Raw genomic sequence first — 13,871 nt, forward strand, 5'->3', positions numbered from 1 at the left:
CCTGCCATGGCCAGCCATGCGAGGAATTTTGTCCCGCGCGTCGAAAAGGCTTGGCAAGCAGAAGAACAATGTCTAAAAATAGTGCAAGATTTTCATGTGCCTGAAAGATATGCATTTGCCCTCGACGGCTTTTTCACCCTCGCTTCTGATCGGGAATGTCGAAATCCGCAATCGCGTAGCGCTCGCGCCGATGTCCGGCGTGACGGATCTGCCCTTTCGCATGCTTGCCTGGCGTTTCGGCGCGGGGTTCGTCGTGACCGAGATGGTGGCGAGCCGCGAACTGGTCGGTAATGCCGCCGAATCCTGGGCGCGGCTGAAGAATTCCGGCATCGATCCGCACATCGTGCAACTCGCCGGGCGTGAAGCGCACTGGATGGCCGAGGCGGCGAGGATCGTCGAGGCCAATGGCGCCGATATCATCGATATCAACATGGGCTGTCCCGCGAAGAAGGTCACCGGCGGCTATTCCGGATCTGCGCTGATGCGCGATCCGGATCATGCGCTTTCGCTTATCGAAGCGACGGTCAAAGCAGCCACGATCCCGGTAACGCTCAAGATGCGCCTCGGCTGGGATGAGAATTCGATCAATGCGCCGCTGATTGCCCGAAGGGCGGAGGAGGCAGGCGTGAAGGCGATCACCATTCACGGACGAACACGCATGCAATTCTACAACGGCAAGGCCGATTGGGATGCGATCCGGGCCGTTCGCGAGGTGGTCTCCATCCCGCTGATTGCCAATGGCGATGTGGATTCGGTTGCGGATGCGCATGAGATCCTGCGCCGGTCAGGTGCGGACGCCGTCATGGTCGGTCGATCGTGCCAGGGGCGGCCGTGGCATGCTGGCGTTCTCGCCGACGCTGCTGCTCACCCGGATGCGTCGGGCGTCGCCCGCATATTTGCGGAGCATTACGAGATGATGCTCGAATTCTACGGCGTGGAGGTCGGGCTGCGGACCGCCCGCAAACATGCGGGCTGGTATCTCGATCGTTTCGCGCCCGAGCTTCCCGCTTCGGAGAAAGCCGCGATTCTGACATCGACCGATAAGGGTTTCGTACGCGACAGCGTGGTAGCCGCCATTGTTCGCTCCGGCGATGCGGCGGCGAGGGAGGAGATTGCGGCATGACCGAGAAGGCAACGGCACCGGTGGAAGGTGCCAACGATCTTTCCATGGCCGTGCTGAACGCGATCCAGAATCCGGTCATCCTGGTGGACGAGAACGGCTTCGTCGCCTTTGCGAACTGGGAGGCCGAATCCTTCTTCGGGGCCAGCGCCAACCATCTTGCGCGCCACGATATCAGCGCTTTCATTCCGTTCGGCAGCCCGCTCCTGACGCTGATCGAGCAGGTTCGCGAGCGGCGGGCGGCGGTCAACGAGTACCGGGTGGACCTCAGCTCTCCTCGCCTTGGAGCCGACAAGCTCGTCGATCTCTATGTGGCCCCGGTACTGTCGCAACCCGGATCGGTGGTGATCGTCTTTCAGGAACGGTCCATGGCGGACAAGATCGACCGCCAGCTCACCCACCGTGCCGCAGCGCGGTCCGTCACCGGCCTTGCTTCGATGCTCGCCCACGAGATCAAGAATCCGCTTTCGGGCATTCGCGGCGCCGCGCAGCTCCTGGAAACCTCCGTCAATGACGAGGATCGCGCCCTGACGAGACTGATCTGCGACGAAACGGACCGCATCGTCTCGCTCGTGGACCGGATGGAGGTCTTCTCCGACGAGCGCCCGGTCGACCGCCTGCCGCTCAACATCCATGCGGTGCTCGACCACGTCAAGGCGATCGCCAAGGCCGGCTTTGCCCGGAGAATCAAGATCTCGGAACATTACGACCCGTCGCTTCCCCCGGTTTTCGCAAACCGCGACCAGTTGGTTCAGGTCTTCCTGAATCTGATCAAGAATGCGGCCGAGGCGATCGGCGACAGGGCGGACGGGGAGATTCTGCTGACGACGGCCTATCGGCCGGGCATTCGCCTCTCGGTCGCGGGAACGCGCGAAAAGATCTCGCTGCCTCTGGAATTCTGCGTGCATGACAACGGTCCGGGAGTTCCTCCCGATCTGCTGCCGCATCTTTTCGACCCGTTCATCACCACCAAGACGAACGGGTCCGGTCTCGGCTTGGCGCTGGTGGCCAAGATCATCGGCGGCCACGGCGGCATCGTCGAATGCGACAGCCAGCATAGCCGCACGACCTTCCGCGTTCTCATGCCGGCATCCAAGGGGCTGGCGGCCGATGAAGAAACTCCGATGACAAAAGGAACCAATGGATGACGGGCGCAACGATCCTCGTCGCGGATGACGACGCAGCCATTCGCACCGTGCTGAACCAGGCGCTCAGCCGTGCCGGATACGATGTGCGCATCACCTCCAATGCCGCAACCCTCTGGCGCTGGATAGCAGCCGGCGACGGCGACCTGGTCGTGACCGATGTCGTGATGCCGGATGAAAACGCCTTCGATCTCCTGCCACGGATCAAGAAGGCACGGCCGGATCTGCCGGTTCTCGTGATGAGCGCTCAAAATACCTTCATGACAGCCATCAAGGCTTCGGAGAAGGGCGCTTACGACTATCTGCCGAAGCCTTTCGATCTGACGGAACTGATCGGCATCATCGGCCGGGCGCTCGCCGAACCGAAGCGGCGGCCCTCCAAGCTCGAGGACGATTCGCAGGACGGGATGCCGCTGGTCGGCCGTTCCGCCGCCATGCAGGAAATCTACCGCGTGCTTGCGCGGCTGATGCAGACCGACCTCACGCTGATGATCACCGGCGAGTCCGGCACCGGCAAGGAACTCGTTGCCCGTGCATTGCACGACTATGGCAAGCGGAGAAATGGCCCCTTCGTCGCCATCAACATGGCGGCGATCCCGCGCGACCTCATCGAGTCGGAACTGTTCGGTCATGAGAAGGGGGCTTTCACCGGCGCCCAGACGCGCTCCACCGGGCGCTTCGAGCAGGCCGAAGGGGGGACGCTCTTCCTCGACGAAATCGGTGACATGCCGATGGATGCGCAGACGCGTCTTCTGCGCGTGCTGCAGCAGGGCGAGTATACGACCGTCGGCGGACGCACGCCGATCCGCTCGGATGTCCGCATCGTCGCTGCCACCAACAAGGATCTGAAACAATCGATCAATCAGGGCCTTTTCCGCGAGGACCTCTACTATCGCCTCAATGTCGTGCCCCTGCGTCTGCCGCCCCTGAGAGACCGCGCCGAAGACATTCCGGACCTTGTCCGCCATTTCGTCCAGCAGGCCGAAAAGGAAGGGCTCGACGTCAAGCGCTTCGATCAGGAGGCGCTCGAATTGATGAAGGCGCATCCCTGGCCGGGTAATGTGCGCGAACTCGAGAACCTCGTTCGCCGTCTGACGGCACTTTATCCACAGGATGTCATTACCCGCGAAATCATCGAGAACGAACTGCGTTCGGAGATTCCGGACAGCCCGATCGAGAAGGCCGCGGCGCGCTCGGGCTCGCTGTCGATATCGCAGGCGGTCGAGGAAAACATGCGGCAGTATTTCGCGAGCTTTGGCGATGCCTTACCGCCCTCCGGCCTCTACGACCGCGTCCTTGCGGAAATGGAATATCCTCTGATCCTCGCGGCTCTGACGGCGACTCGCGGCAACCAGATCAAGGCGGCCGACCTCCTGGGTCTCAACCGCAATACGCTGCGCAAGAAGATCCGCGAACTCGGGGTCTCGGTGTACCGCAGCTCGCGTAGCGCTTGACTGAGATGCAACACCGTTGCATTTTCGCCACAATGCGTTGCTTGAACCTCGCATAAGCGTCGATTCGCCGGCGCTCGGTCGCAGCCGGTCGATCAGACGGGTGCGGGCGGGGAGCTTTGCGTATCCGAAAGGAGACGCGGCGCTTTAAGGTTCAATGTCTCGGTCCGGAACGCAGGCGTATGCCGGTGTCGTCGGTACGCCGGTTGGGGGTAGCACTTTTCATGGTGGATGGAATGGCCTTGCCATTGGGCACGGAGGACGGAGTCACTGCTGCCCAGGATCGGCGAGCCTCCTTTGCCTTGCCGGGGCTTATGCTCGCCACCGGTGCCCTGATCTGCGCCACCTTGTCGCTGCTCGTTCTTCTCGGTCTGACCCCGATCCGGCCCGAGAGAAACATCGTGATCGCCTGCGCCGGCATCAACGGCCTCTTCGTCGTGGGCCTGATCTATCTCATCGCTCGCGAGATATTCAGACTGCTCAGGGCGCGCAGCAAGGGAAGAGCCGCAGCGCGCCTGCATGTGCGCATCGTCGCGCTCTTCTCGATCGTCGCGATCACGCCGGCGATCCTAGTCGCGATCTTCGCCAGCATCACCCTCGATGTCGGCCTCGACCGCTGGTTCTCGCTGCGTACGCAGGCGATCGTCCGTTCCTCCCTGAACGTCGCGCAGGCCTACGTCCTCGAGAATGCCAGCTACCTTCAGGGTCAGACGGTGTCGATGGCCAACGACCTGGAGCGCAATCGCCAGCTCTATAGCCTCGACCGTACCGGCTTCGTCGAGCTGATGACACGGCAGGCGAGGGGGCGCGGCATGCTCGGCGCATTCCTCGTGCGCGCTGACGGCAGCGCCATACTCCAGGCCAATATTTCGACCGATCGTCCGCTGCCGGCGATCCCGCAGGACGCACTGAAGAGCACCATTGCCGGTCAGCCGACGCTTATTCCTCCGGGCGTGACCAATCTGGTGGGAGCCGTCATTCCGCTCGAAAACATTCCGGGGACCTATCTTTACACCGTCCGAAACGTCGATCCGGAAGTCATGCGATCGATGCGGCTGATGGAAGAGAACACTGCGGAATACAAGACGCTCGAGGCCGGGCGGACCTCCCTGCAGATCGCCTTCGGCGTCCTTTACATCGGTTTTGCCCTGATCGTGCTGCTGGCGGCGATCTGGACGGCCATTGCGGTCGCCGACCGCATCGTCCGGCCGATCCGGCAGCTGATCGGCGCCGCCGACAGCGTCGCTTCCGGCAATCTTGACGTCGTCGTTCCGGTGCGCGCCGTCGACGGCGACGTCGGCAACCTGTCGCGCACGTTCAACAAGATGGTGAGCGAAATTCGGACCCAGCAGGATCAGATCCTGGTGGCGAAGGACGAGGTCGACCAACGCCGCCGCTTCATCGAGGCAGTGCTCTCCGGCGTGACGGCGGCAGTCATCGGCGTCGGCAGGGATCGCCGCATCACCATCTTCAATCCGTCTTCGGAAGGGATGCTCAAGAAGGCGGCGCCGGAGCTCATCGGAGCGAATCTCAGCGACGTGGCCCCCGAAATCGAAGCGGTTCTGGTCGAGGCCGAGAGCCGCTACCGCAACGATTACCGCAAGCAGATCAATATCATGCGCGGCGGCACCGAGCGCACGATGAATGTTCAGGTGACGCGGGAGGAGGGCGACGAATCGCATGGCTCCTATGTCATCACCGTCGACGACATCACGGATCTGGTAATCGCGCAGCGCTCCACCGCATGGGCGGACGTCGCTCGCCGCATCGCACACGAGATCAAGAACCCGCTGACGCCGATCCAGCTCTCGGCCGAGAGGCTGAAACGCCGCTACGGCAAGCAGATCGATCAGGAGGACCGCGCGGTCTTCGACCAGTGCACCGAAACGATCGTGCGCCAGGTCGAGGACATCGGCCGGATGGTCGACGAATTTTCCGCCTTCGCGCGGATGCCGAAGCCGACGAAGGAGAAGTCGGACCTGCGGGCGATCCTGAAGGACGCCGTATTCCTGCGCGAGATGGGCAACAGCCACATCAACTTCGTCCGCGATTTCGGCGACGAACCGCTCGAGGGGCAGTTCGACGGCCGCATGCTGGGTCAGGCATTCGGCAATCTCGTCAAGAACGCGGTGGAGGCGATCGAAGCCGTGCCCGCGGGAACGTCACGAGGCGCGCCCACAGTCGTCATCCGATCCCGTCGCGATGATACCACCGGCCGTTTCGTGGTCGACGTCATCGACAACGGCAAGGGGCTTCCGACCGAGAACCGGCACCGAATTCTGGAGCCGTACATGACGATGCGGGATAAGGGCACCGGTCTCGGCCTCGCTATCGTCAAGAAGATCATAGAGGACCACGGCGGGCAACTGGAACTGCACGACGCACCGCCGGACTTCGACGGTGGCGCCGGGGCGATGATCCGGGTGGTTCTGCCGCCCGCCGGCGAGACCGGGGGCGAAGATAATTTGAAGGATAAGGGTAATACCAATGGCGGCTGATATTCTGGTTGTGGATGACGAGGAGGATATTCGCGAGATCGTCTCGGGGATCCTGTCGGACGAGGGCCATGAAACGCGGACCGCTTTCGACAGCGAGAGCGCGCTCGCGGCGATCAACGACCGTGTGCCGCGCCTGATCTTCCTGGACATCTGGATGCAGGGAAGCAAGCTCGACGGCCTGGCACTGCTCGACGAGATCAAGAACCGGCACCCCGATTTGCCGGTCGTGATGATCTCAGGTCACGGCAACATCGAAACCGCCGTTTCCGCGATCAAGCGCGGAGCCTATGATTTCATCGAGAAGCCGTTCAAGGCCGACCGGCTGATCCTGATCGCCGAGCGGGCGCTCGAGAATTCCAAGCTCAAGCGCGAAAACTCAGAGCTGAGACGGAAGTCGGGCGATCCGGTGGAACTGATCGGAACCTCCGTTGCCGTGTCGCAACTGCGCCAGATGATCGAGAAAGTGGCGCCCACCAACAGCCGTATCATGATCCAGGGACCGTCCGGCTCCGGCAAGGAACTCGTCGCGCGGATGATCCATCGCAAGTCCGCGCGTGCCAACGGTCCTTTCGTGGCTCTCAATGCGGCTGCGATCACGCCCGACAGAATGGAGATCGCGCTTTTCGGTACCGAAGGAACGACGGGGCAGCCGCGTCGAACGGGTGCACTCGAGGAGGCCCACGGGGGCATCCTCTACCTGGACGAGGTCGGCGAAATGCCGCGCGAAACGCAGAACAAGATCCTGCGCGTCCTCGTCGACCAGCAGTTCGAGCGGGTCGGCGGCTCCAAGCGCGTCAAGGTCGATGTCCGCATCATCTCCTCGACCGCCTACAATCTCGAGAACATGATCACCGAGGGCCTGTTCCGCGAGGACCTGTATCACCGGCTCGCCGTCATTCCGGTGCGCGTTCCCGCTCTTGCGGAGCGGCGCGAGGACATCCCTTTCCTGGTCGACATGTTCATGCGACAGGTAAGCGAACAGGCCGGCATCCGTCCCCGCAAGATCGGCGAGGATGCGCTGGCCGTACTGCAGGCGCATGATTGGCCCGGCAATATCCGCCAACTGCGCAACAACATCGAGCGCCTGATGATCCTCGCGCGCAGCGACGGTCCCGATACGCCGATCACCGCCGACATGCTGCCGAACGAGGTGGGGGACACCCTGCCGAAGATCTCGGCGCAGGGCGATCAGCACATCATGACCCTGCCGCTGCGGGAGGCTCGCGAGATGTTCGAACGCGATTATCTGATCGCCCAGATCAATCGCTTCGGCGGCAATATCTCGCGCACCGCCGAATTCGTCGGAATGGAGCGCTCCGCCCTTCATCGCAAGCTGAAATCGTTGGGCGTGTGATCAGAAACCCATAACGAGCCATCGGCAGATCCGTCCCAGACGTAAGGAATAGCAATGAAGGTGATCATATGCGGGGCAGGGCAGGTCGGTTACGGCATCGCCGAGCGGCTGTCGCGCGAGAATAACGACGTTTCGGTGATCGACACGTCGGCCGCGCTGATTGCCTACATAACCGAGACGCTGGACGTGCGCGGTTACGTCGGCCACGGGGCGCATCCGGATGTACTGGCGAAGGCGGGCGCCGACCAGGCCGACATGCTCATCGCGGTAACGCTGTACGATGAGGTCAACATCGTCGCCTGCGAAGTAGCCCATGCGATTTTCAACGTACCGACCAAGGTCGCCCGCATCCGCGCGCAGAGCTATCTTGCGCCCGAATATTCCGACCTCTTTTCGCGCGAGAACGTCCCGATCGACGTGACGATCTCTCCGGAAATCGAGGTAGGGCGGCTCGTGCTTCGCCGCATATCCTTTCCCGGCGCCACCGACGTGGTGCGCTTCGCCGACGATCGGATCGCGATGGTTGCGATCGAATGTATGGAAGACTGCCCCGTCGTCGACACGCCGCTGCAGCAATTGAGCGAGCTCTTTCCCGATCTGCACGCGACCGTGACCGGTATCTTCCGGGACGGTAAGCTGATCGTTCCGCATTCCTCCGACCAGTTGAAGACCGGCGATCTCGCCTATGTGGTCTGCGACCGCGACCATGCCCGCCGCACGCTGGCGCTCTTCGGCCATGAAGAACAGGAGGCGCGGCGGATCATCATCCTCGGCGCAGGCAATATTGGCTATTTCGTTGCGCGAACGATCGAGGAACAGCAGCCGCGCATGCGGGTGAAACTCGTCGAAAACGACCGCGATCGCGCCGTGCTCGTCGCCGACAAGCTCAACAGCACGGTGGTCCTCCACGGCTCGGCCATGGATCAGCGGATCCTGGCGCAAGCGGATGTCCAGGAGGCGGATCTCGTCGTCGCGCTGACGAATAACGACCAGATCAACATCCTCGGGAGCATGCTTGCCAGGAGGCTTGGAGCGAAGTCGACCCTCGTGCTGATCAACGAACCGGCCTATCAGGACTTCGCCGGCGCCGCCGGTGTCGACGCCTATATCAATCCGCGCGCCGTCACCATCTCGCGTGTGCTGCAGCACGTGCGAAAGGGCCGCATCCGGTCGGTCTACGCGGTGCAGAACGGCATGGCGGAGGTGATCGAGGCAGAGGCGCTCGAAACCTCTCCGCTGGTCGGCAAGGCGCTGCGCGAGCTCGAATTGCCGGAGGGTATCCGCATCGGCGCGCTCTATCGCGACAAGGCCTATGTGCGCCCAGACGGCAACACGCGGATCAAGGCGAAGGACCGCGTGGTCCTCCTCGCGGCCGCCGAGACCGTCCGCGATGTCGAACAGCTCTTCCGCGTCAGCATTCAATATTTCTGAGGGCCTCAGCCATGCCGAGAATCGCCTATGTCAACGGCACTTACGTCCGGCACGCCGAAGCCGCCATTCACGTCGAGGACCGGGGTTACCAGTTTGCCGACGGCGTCTACGAGGTCTGCGAGGTGCGGCACGGCTTCATCATCGACCTGACCCGACACCTCGATCGCCTCGGGCGATCCCTGGGCGAGCTCAGGATAGGCTGGCCGATGAGTCGTGCGGCGCTGATCCATGTCATCCGGGAGGTGCTGCGCCGAAACAGGGTCCGCAACGGGCTCTTCTATCTGCAGGTGACCCGCGGCGTCGCGCGGCGGGATCATGTTTTCCCTGATGCGGACACGCCGCCTTCGATCGTCGTCACCGCCAAACGCACGGATCCCGGGGCGATCGCCCGGAAGAATGCCGAGGGCATATCGGCGATAACGGTGCCGGAGAACCGGTGGGATCGCGTCGATATCAAGAGCGTCGGCCTTCTCCCGAATGTGCTTGCCCGTCAGCAGGCGAAGGAAGCGGGCGCGCAGGAGGCGATCTTCGTCGACGTGGACGGCATGGTCAAAGAGGGGGCGGCGACGAATGTATGGATCGTGGACCGCGAAGGGACGTTACGCACCCGCCCGGCGGAAAGTGGCATTCTGCGCGGCGTGACCCGCACCACCCTGATGGACGTGGCCAAGCCGCTGGGCCTTGCGATCGAGGAAACGGCCTTCTCCGTGGAAGAAATGCTCGCAGCGCGGGAGGTCTTCATCACCGCTGCTACCAGCATCTGCTTTCCCGTCGTTTCCGTCGACGGAAAGACGATCGGCAACGGTCATCCAGGAAGCATAGCACAGAATATTCGCGAGGCCTTTTTCGACATTGCGGAAAAGACGGTGATTTGATACCAAACCCTGCGGAGGTGCCGGGATCGTACGTGACACCTTAAAAATTAACAAAATGCACCGGCGCCAGAACGCCGGCAAATAAGAAAGAAGCGGCGCGATGGCGGAACGTTCTCAAAACTTGCAGGATCTCTTTCTCAACACGGTCCGCAAGCAAAAGATTTCTTTGACCATATTCCTCATCAACGGCGTCAAGCTGACGGGTGTCGTAACATCGTTTGACAATTTCTGTGTGCTGTTGCGCCGCGACGGTCATTCTCAGCTCGTCTACAAGCACGCCATCTCGACGATCATGCCGGGCCAGCCGTTGCAGATGTTCGAGAATGAGGAAGCTGCCTCCTGACGGGATGTGAGGAACATTACCAAGCGTGATTCAAAATCGTCGTCGATCATTCCGGAGCTCGAGAGGCTCCGCGATGATTCGCGTGCCGTCGTCGTCGTTCCGATCCTGAAAAAGACCGGGAAGGCTTCTGCCGACATCGTTGCGCAGCCCGCTACGCGTTCGGACGAAAGCCGGCTGGAGGAGGCGACGGGCCTGGCGCTCGCCATCGACCTGGACGTCGTTCACGGCATGATCGTTTCCGTCGCCCAGCCAAAACCGGGCACGCTGCTCGGCACCGGCAAGATCGAGGAGATCGGTCACGTCCTGAGCGAGAAGGATGCGGGGCTCGTGATCGTCGATCACCCGCTGACGCCTGTCCAGCAGCGCAATCTCGAGAAGGAATGGAACGCCAAGGTCATCGACCGCACCGGCCTCATTCTGGAAATCTTCGGCCGGCGTGCCTCCACCAGGGAGGGCACGCTGCAGGTCGATCTCGCACATCTCAATTATCAGAAGGGCCGCCTGGTTCGCAGCTGGACGCACCTCGAACGGCAGCGTGGCGGCGCGGGTTTCATGGGCGGGCCCGGCGAAACGCAGATCGAGGCCGACCGCCGGCTGCTGCAGGACAGGATCGTCAAGCTGGAGCGCGAGTTGGAGCAGGTGCGGCGCACGCGCCAGCTTCACCGGTCGAAGCGCAAGAAGGTGCCGCATCCGATCGTCGCGCTTGTAGGCTATACGAACGCGGGCAAATCGACGCTCTTCAACCGGATGACCGGGGCCGGCGTGCTCGCCGAAGACATGCTCTTCGCGACGCTGGATCCGACGCTGAGGCGGCTGAAACTGCCGCATGGGCGTATGGTCATCCTCTCCGACACCGTCGGCTTCATTTCCGATCTGCCGACGCATCTGGTCGCCGCCTTCCGGGCGACGCTGGAAGAGGTACTCGAGGCCGACCTGGTCCTGCATGTGCGCGACCTGTCCGATCCGGACAATCAGGCCCAGGCAAGCGACGTGCTGCGCATCCTGGCCGATCTCGGCATCGACGAGAAGGAGGGTGCCGAGCGCATTGTCGAGGTCTGGAACAAGATCGACAAGGTCGAGCCGGAAGTGCGCGAAGCGCTGGTGAAGAAGGCCGCGAGCGCCGACAACACGGTCGCCGTTTCGGCCATGACCGGCGAAGGTGTCGACGATCTTCTCACTGAAATAGGCCGGCGTCTTTCGGGCGTCATGACCGAGTGCACCGTCGTTCTGGGTCTCGATCAGCTGCAGTTGCTGCCTTGGGTCTACCAGCATGCGATCGTCGATGGCCGGGAAGACCTCGAGGATGGACGCGTGAGCCTTGACCTGCGTCTGACGGAGGGAGAGGCCACGGAGCTCGAGAGGCGGCTGGGCAACGGCCCGAAGGCCGTCGAAGAGGATTGGTAGCAGCCAGGAGTGTTGCGCCATTTCCTGACTTTCCGCACAGGTTATAAGAGTGGACCGCACCCTCGCCACCCTCATCCCTGTGCTCGTCACAGGGATGAGAGCAGCGCTGCGTCTGCGGCGCGGCTGAGTCTTTTCAGCCCAAGGACTTGGTCTGGCTGGATTCCTGTGACGAGCACAGGAATGAGGGAGGCGGGATGCACGGGCGCTGCCGCAACCTCGTTTGGGGACTGCGCGCCATCTCCTTCCGCACGGCCTATGAGAAGTATTCCGAGGGACCGGACCCTCTCTCCCCTCATCCCTGTGCTCGTCACAGGGATGAGAGCAGCGCCGCGTCTGCGGCGCGGGTGAGTCTTTTCAGCCCAAGGACTTGGTCTGGCTGGATTCCTGTGACGAGCACAGGGATGAAGGAGGCGGGGATGCACGGGCGCTACGGTGACCTTCGCCCGAAGGACATGCGCGCCATCTCATTAATATCCCACGGCCTACGAGAAGTATTCCGAAGGACCGCACCCTCTCCACCCTCATCCCTGTGCTCGTCACAGGGATGAGAGCAGCGCCGCGTCTGCGGCGCGGGTGAGTCTTTTCAGCCCAAGGATTTCGCCCGGCTGGATTCCTTGACGGGCAGGGATGAGGAATAGCATAGACGCAGCGGGTAACGCACGAGCCTACGTCAGCTGCCTTTCGATAGCCTTCGCCGCCTGCCAGAGTTCTTCCATGCGCTCCAGCGATGCCGCGTCGAGCGTTTCGCCTCCGGCTTCCAGTTCCTTCTCTATGTGGCCGAAACGGCGCCTGAACTTGGTGTTGGTGCCGCGCAGCGCCATTTCCGGATCGGTGCCGACATGGCGGCCGATATTGACGAGCGCGAAGATCAGGTCGCCGAGCTCGTCCGCGACCTTCCCGAGGTCACCGTCTTTAAGTGCCTGCCGCAGCTCGCCGATTTCCTCCTCGACCTTGTCGAGGATCGGCTCAGGCTCGGACCAGTCGAAGCCGACCTTTGCCGCCCGTTCCTGCAGCTTCAGCGCCTCGACCAGCGCCGGAAAACTGCGCTGGATCGAGCCGAGATGGCCAGCATGCTCCTCTTGCGACACGCCGCGCTGCAGGCGCCGTTGCCGCCGGTCGGCCTTCTCGGCCTGCTTGATCTCTTCCCATTGCAGCTTCACCGCCTCGGCGGTGTCGGCGTCGGAGCGGGCGAAGACATGCGGATGGCGGCGGATCATCTTGCGCGTGATGGCTTCGACGACGTCACCGAAGGAAAACGCGCCGGCCTCCTCGGCCATGCGTGCGTGAAAGACCACCTGCAGCAAAAGGTCGCCGAGTTCGTCGCACAGGTCGTCCATATCATGACGCTCGATCGCGTCGGCGACCTCATAGGCCTCTTCGATCGTATAAGGCCGGATCGTCTCGAAGGTCTGCACGATATCCCAGGGGCAGCCCGTCTCCGGATCGCGGAGCGCGGCCATGATGTCGAGCAGGCGTTGAATGTCGCGGGAAGCTTCCATGGCTCAATTCAGCGGTATGGCGTTGGTGTCTTTGCTCGCCTGATAGGTATCGGACAGACGATCGTAGCGTGCCCGGATGCGGGCGTCCTGGTCGCTGAGCCGCTGCCGCGTTTCCGGATCGGCCTCCTGCATCAGTGCCGCGATGGATGCCGATTGCCAGAACGCATTCTGCCGGGCGTAGCCGCCCGGTTCGAGGCGAAAAACCTCCTTCAGGATTTTCAGGTCATGCGGGATAGCGAAGCTGTCGCGCGAATCCTCGTGGCTGAAGAAATAGTAGAAGTTATCGAAACCTGCCCAGGTGATCGCCGAGAGACACATGGAGCAGGGCTCATGCGTCGAGAGGAAGATCAGCTCGCGCGTGTCCGGCGTCTCGGCCATCTCGTAGTAGCGCTTGAGCGTGTGCACCTCGCCATGCCACAGCGGGTTCTCGGTCTCGTTATTGGTTTCGGCCAGCACCAGCGACAGGTCGGACTTGCGCAGGATAGCGGCGCCGAACACCTTGTTGCCGTCGGCTACGCCCTTCTCGGTGAGCGGCAGTATGTCCTCTTCGATGACGGTCAGCAGGCGCTCTGCCAGTTCGGTCTTTTTCATGTCTCGGTCTCCTGCTTTGAGCCGGCATTTAACGGAGGTCGGCCGATCGGCGCAATGGCCGAGCCAACGGGCGGATCAGGGTCCCGGAGATATTTGCTCAAAAAGATTGGCTGTCGAGCAAAACAATACGTGACCGGAAAAGCATTGAAATTTCTGTTCC

General features: G+C 62.3%; 11 protein-coding genes. 9 read left to right on the forward strand and 2 right to left on the reverse strand.

Going from position 1 to position 13,871, the window contains the following annotated elements:
* The first annotated feature begins 94 nt into the window (after nt 1–94).
* From dusB to hflX, 9 genes are all read left to right on the forward strand, one after another.
* Nucleotides 95–1,123: a tRNA dihydrouridine synthase DusB gene (gene dusB / locus PZL22_RS08070; RefSeq protein WP_003535446.1), complete on the forward strand. Its 1,029-nt coding sequence runs from the start codon at nt 95–97 to the stop codon at nt 1,121–1,123.
* The gene (locus PZL22_RS08075) at nt 1,120–2,268 is read left to right on the forward strand and encodes a two-component system sensor histidine kinase NtrB (protein ID WP_003535444.1); all 1,149 of its coding nucleotides are present in this window, start codon (nt 1,120–1,122) and stop codon (nt 2,266–2,268) included. Before dusB ends, PZL22_RS08075 begins: the two co-directional genes overlap by 4 nt.
* Nucleotides 2,265–3,719 (forward strand): nitrogen regulation protein NR(I), encoded by a 1,455-nt coding sequence (gene ntrC, locus PZL22_RS08080; RefSeq protein WP_003535443.1) that lies wholly within the window; start codon nt 2,265–2,267, stop codon nt 3,717–3,719. The genes PZL22_RS08075 and ntrC overlap by 4 nt, the downstream gene beginning before the upstream one ends.
* A 179-nt stretch (nt 3,720–3,898) precedes the next feature.
* The gene (gene ntrY, locus PZL22_RS08085) at nt 3,899–6,214 is read left to right on the forward strand and encodes a two-component system sensor histidine kinase NtrY (RefSeq protein WP_013844315.1); all 2,316 of its coding nucleotides are present in this window, start codon (nt 3,899–3,901) and stop codon (nt 6,212–6,214) included.
* The gene (gene ntrX / locus PZL22_RS08090) at nt 6,204–7,568 is read left to right on the forward strand and encodes a two-component system response regulator NtrX (RefSeq protein WP_003535439.1); all 1,365 of its coding nucleotides are present in this window, start codon (nt 6,204–6,206) and stop codon (nt 7,566–7,568) included. Before ntrY ends, ntrX begins: the two co-directional genes overlap by 11 nt.
* 54 nt (nt 7,569–7,622) lie before the next feature.
* On the forward strand, nt 7,623–8,999 hold the full coding sequence (trkA, locus tag PZL22_RS08095; protein ID WP_003535437.1) for a Trk system potassium transporter TrkA: 1,377 nt from the start codon (nt 7,623–7,625) through the stop codon (nt 8,997–8,999).
* 11 nt (nt 9,000–9,010) lie between these two features.
* Nucleotides 9,011–9,874: a D-amino-acid transaminase gene (locus tag PZL22_RS08100; protein ID WP_003535436.1), complete on the forward strand. Its 864-nt coding sequence runs from the start codon at nt 9,011–9,013 to the stop codon at nt 9,872–9,874.
* A 100-nt stretch (nt 9,875–9,974) separates the two neighbouring features.
* The gene (hfq, locus tag PZL22_RS08105; protein WP_003535434.1) at nt 9,975–10,217 is read left to right on the forward strand and encodes an RNA chaperone Hfq; all 243 of its coding nucleotides are present in this window, start codon (nt 9,975–9,977) and stop codon (nt 10,215–10,217) included.
* A 6-nt stretch (nt 10,218–10,223) separates the two neighbouring features.
* Nucleotides 10,224–11,621: a GTPase HflX gene (hflX, locus tag PZL22_RS08110; protein WP_003535430.1), complete on the forward strand. Its 1,398-nt coding sequence runs from the start codon at nt 10,224–10,226 to the stop codon at nt 11,619–11,621.
* 665 nt (nt 11,622–12,286) lie between these two features.
* Here hflX and mazG read toward each other — a convergent pair.
* Both mazG and PZL22_RS08120 read right to left on the reverse strand, forming a co-directional pair.
* Entirely contained in the window at nt 12,287–13,120 is an 834-nt protein-coding gene (mazG, locus tag PZL22_RS08115) for a nucleoside triphosphate pyrophosphohydrolase (protein WP_003537451.1), read from the reverse strand.
* A 3-nt stretch (nt 13,121–13,123) separates the two neighbouring features.
* Entirely contained in the window at nt 13,124–13,711 is a 588-nt protein-coding gene (locus PZL22_RS08120) for a deaminase (protein ID WP_003537450.1), read from the reverse strand.
* Between the last annotated feature and the right edge of the window lie 160 nt (nt 13,712–13,871).

The sequence above is a fragment of the Ensifer meliloti genome, assembly GCF_030064585.1.
GTDB classification, from domain to species: domain Bacteria; phylum Pseudomonadota; class Alphaproteobacteria; order Rhizobiales; family Rhizobiaceae; genus Sinorhizobium; species Sinorhizobium meliloti.

Excerpts from the sequence above, each read along its gene's own strand:
- dusB (WP_003535446.1), top strand. The coding sequence starts at position 95 with ATGTGCCTGAAAGATATGCATTTGCCCTCGACGGCTTTTTCACCCTCG.
- PZL22_RS08075 (WP_003535444.1), top strand. The coding sequence starts at position 1,120 with ATGACCGAGAAGGCAACGGCACCGGTGGAAGGTGCCAACGATCTTTCC.
- ntrC (WP_003535443.1), top strand. The coding sequence starts at position 2,265 with ATGACGGGCGCAACGATCCTCGTCGCGGATGACGACGCAGCCATTCGC.
- ntrY (WP_013844315.1), top strand. The coding sequence starts at position 3,899 with ATGCCGGTGTCGTCGGTACGCCGGTTGGGGGTAGCACTTTTCATGGTG.
- ntrX (WP_003535439.1), top strand. The coding sequence starts at position 6,204 with ATGGCGGCTGATATTCTGGTTGTGGATGACGAGGAGGATATTCGCGAG.
- trkA (WP_003535437.1), top strand. The coding sequence starts at position 7,623 with ATGAAGGTGATCATATGCGGGGCAGGGCAGGTCGGTTACGGCATCGCC.
- PZL22_RS08100 (WP_003535436.1), top strand. The coding sequence starts at position 9,011 with ATGCCGAGAATCGCCTATGTCAACGGCACTTACGTCCGGCACGCCGAA.
- hfq (WP_003535434.1), top strand. The coding sequence starts at position 9,975 with ATGGCGGAACGTTCTCAAAACTTGCAGGATCTCTTTCTCAACACGGTC.
- mazG (WP_003537451.1), bottom strand. The coding sequence starts at position 13,120 with ATGGAAGCTTCCCGCGACATTCAACGCCTGCTCGACATCATGGCCGCG.
- PZL22_RS08120 (WP_003537450.1), bottom strand. The coding sequence starts at position 13,711 with ATGAAAAAGACCGAACTGGCAGAGCGCCTGCTGACCGTCATCGAAGAG.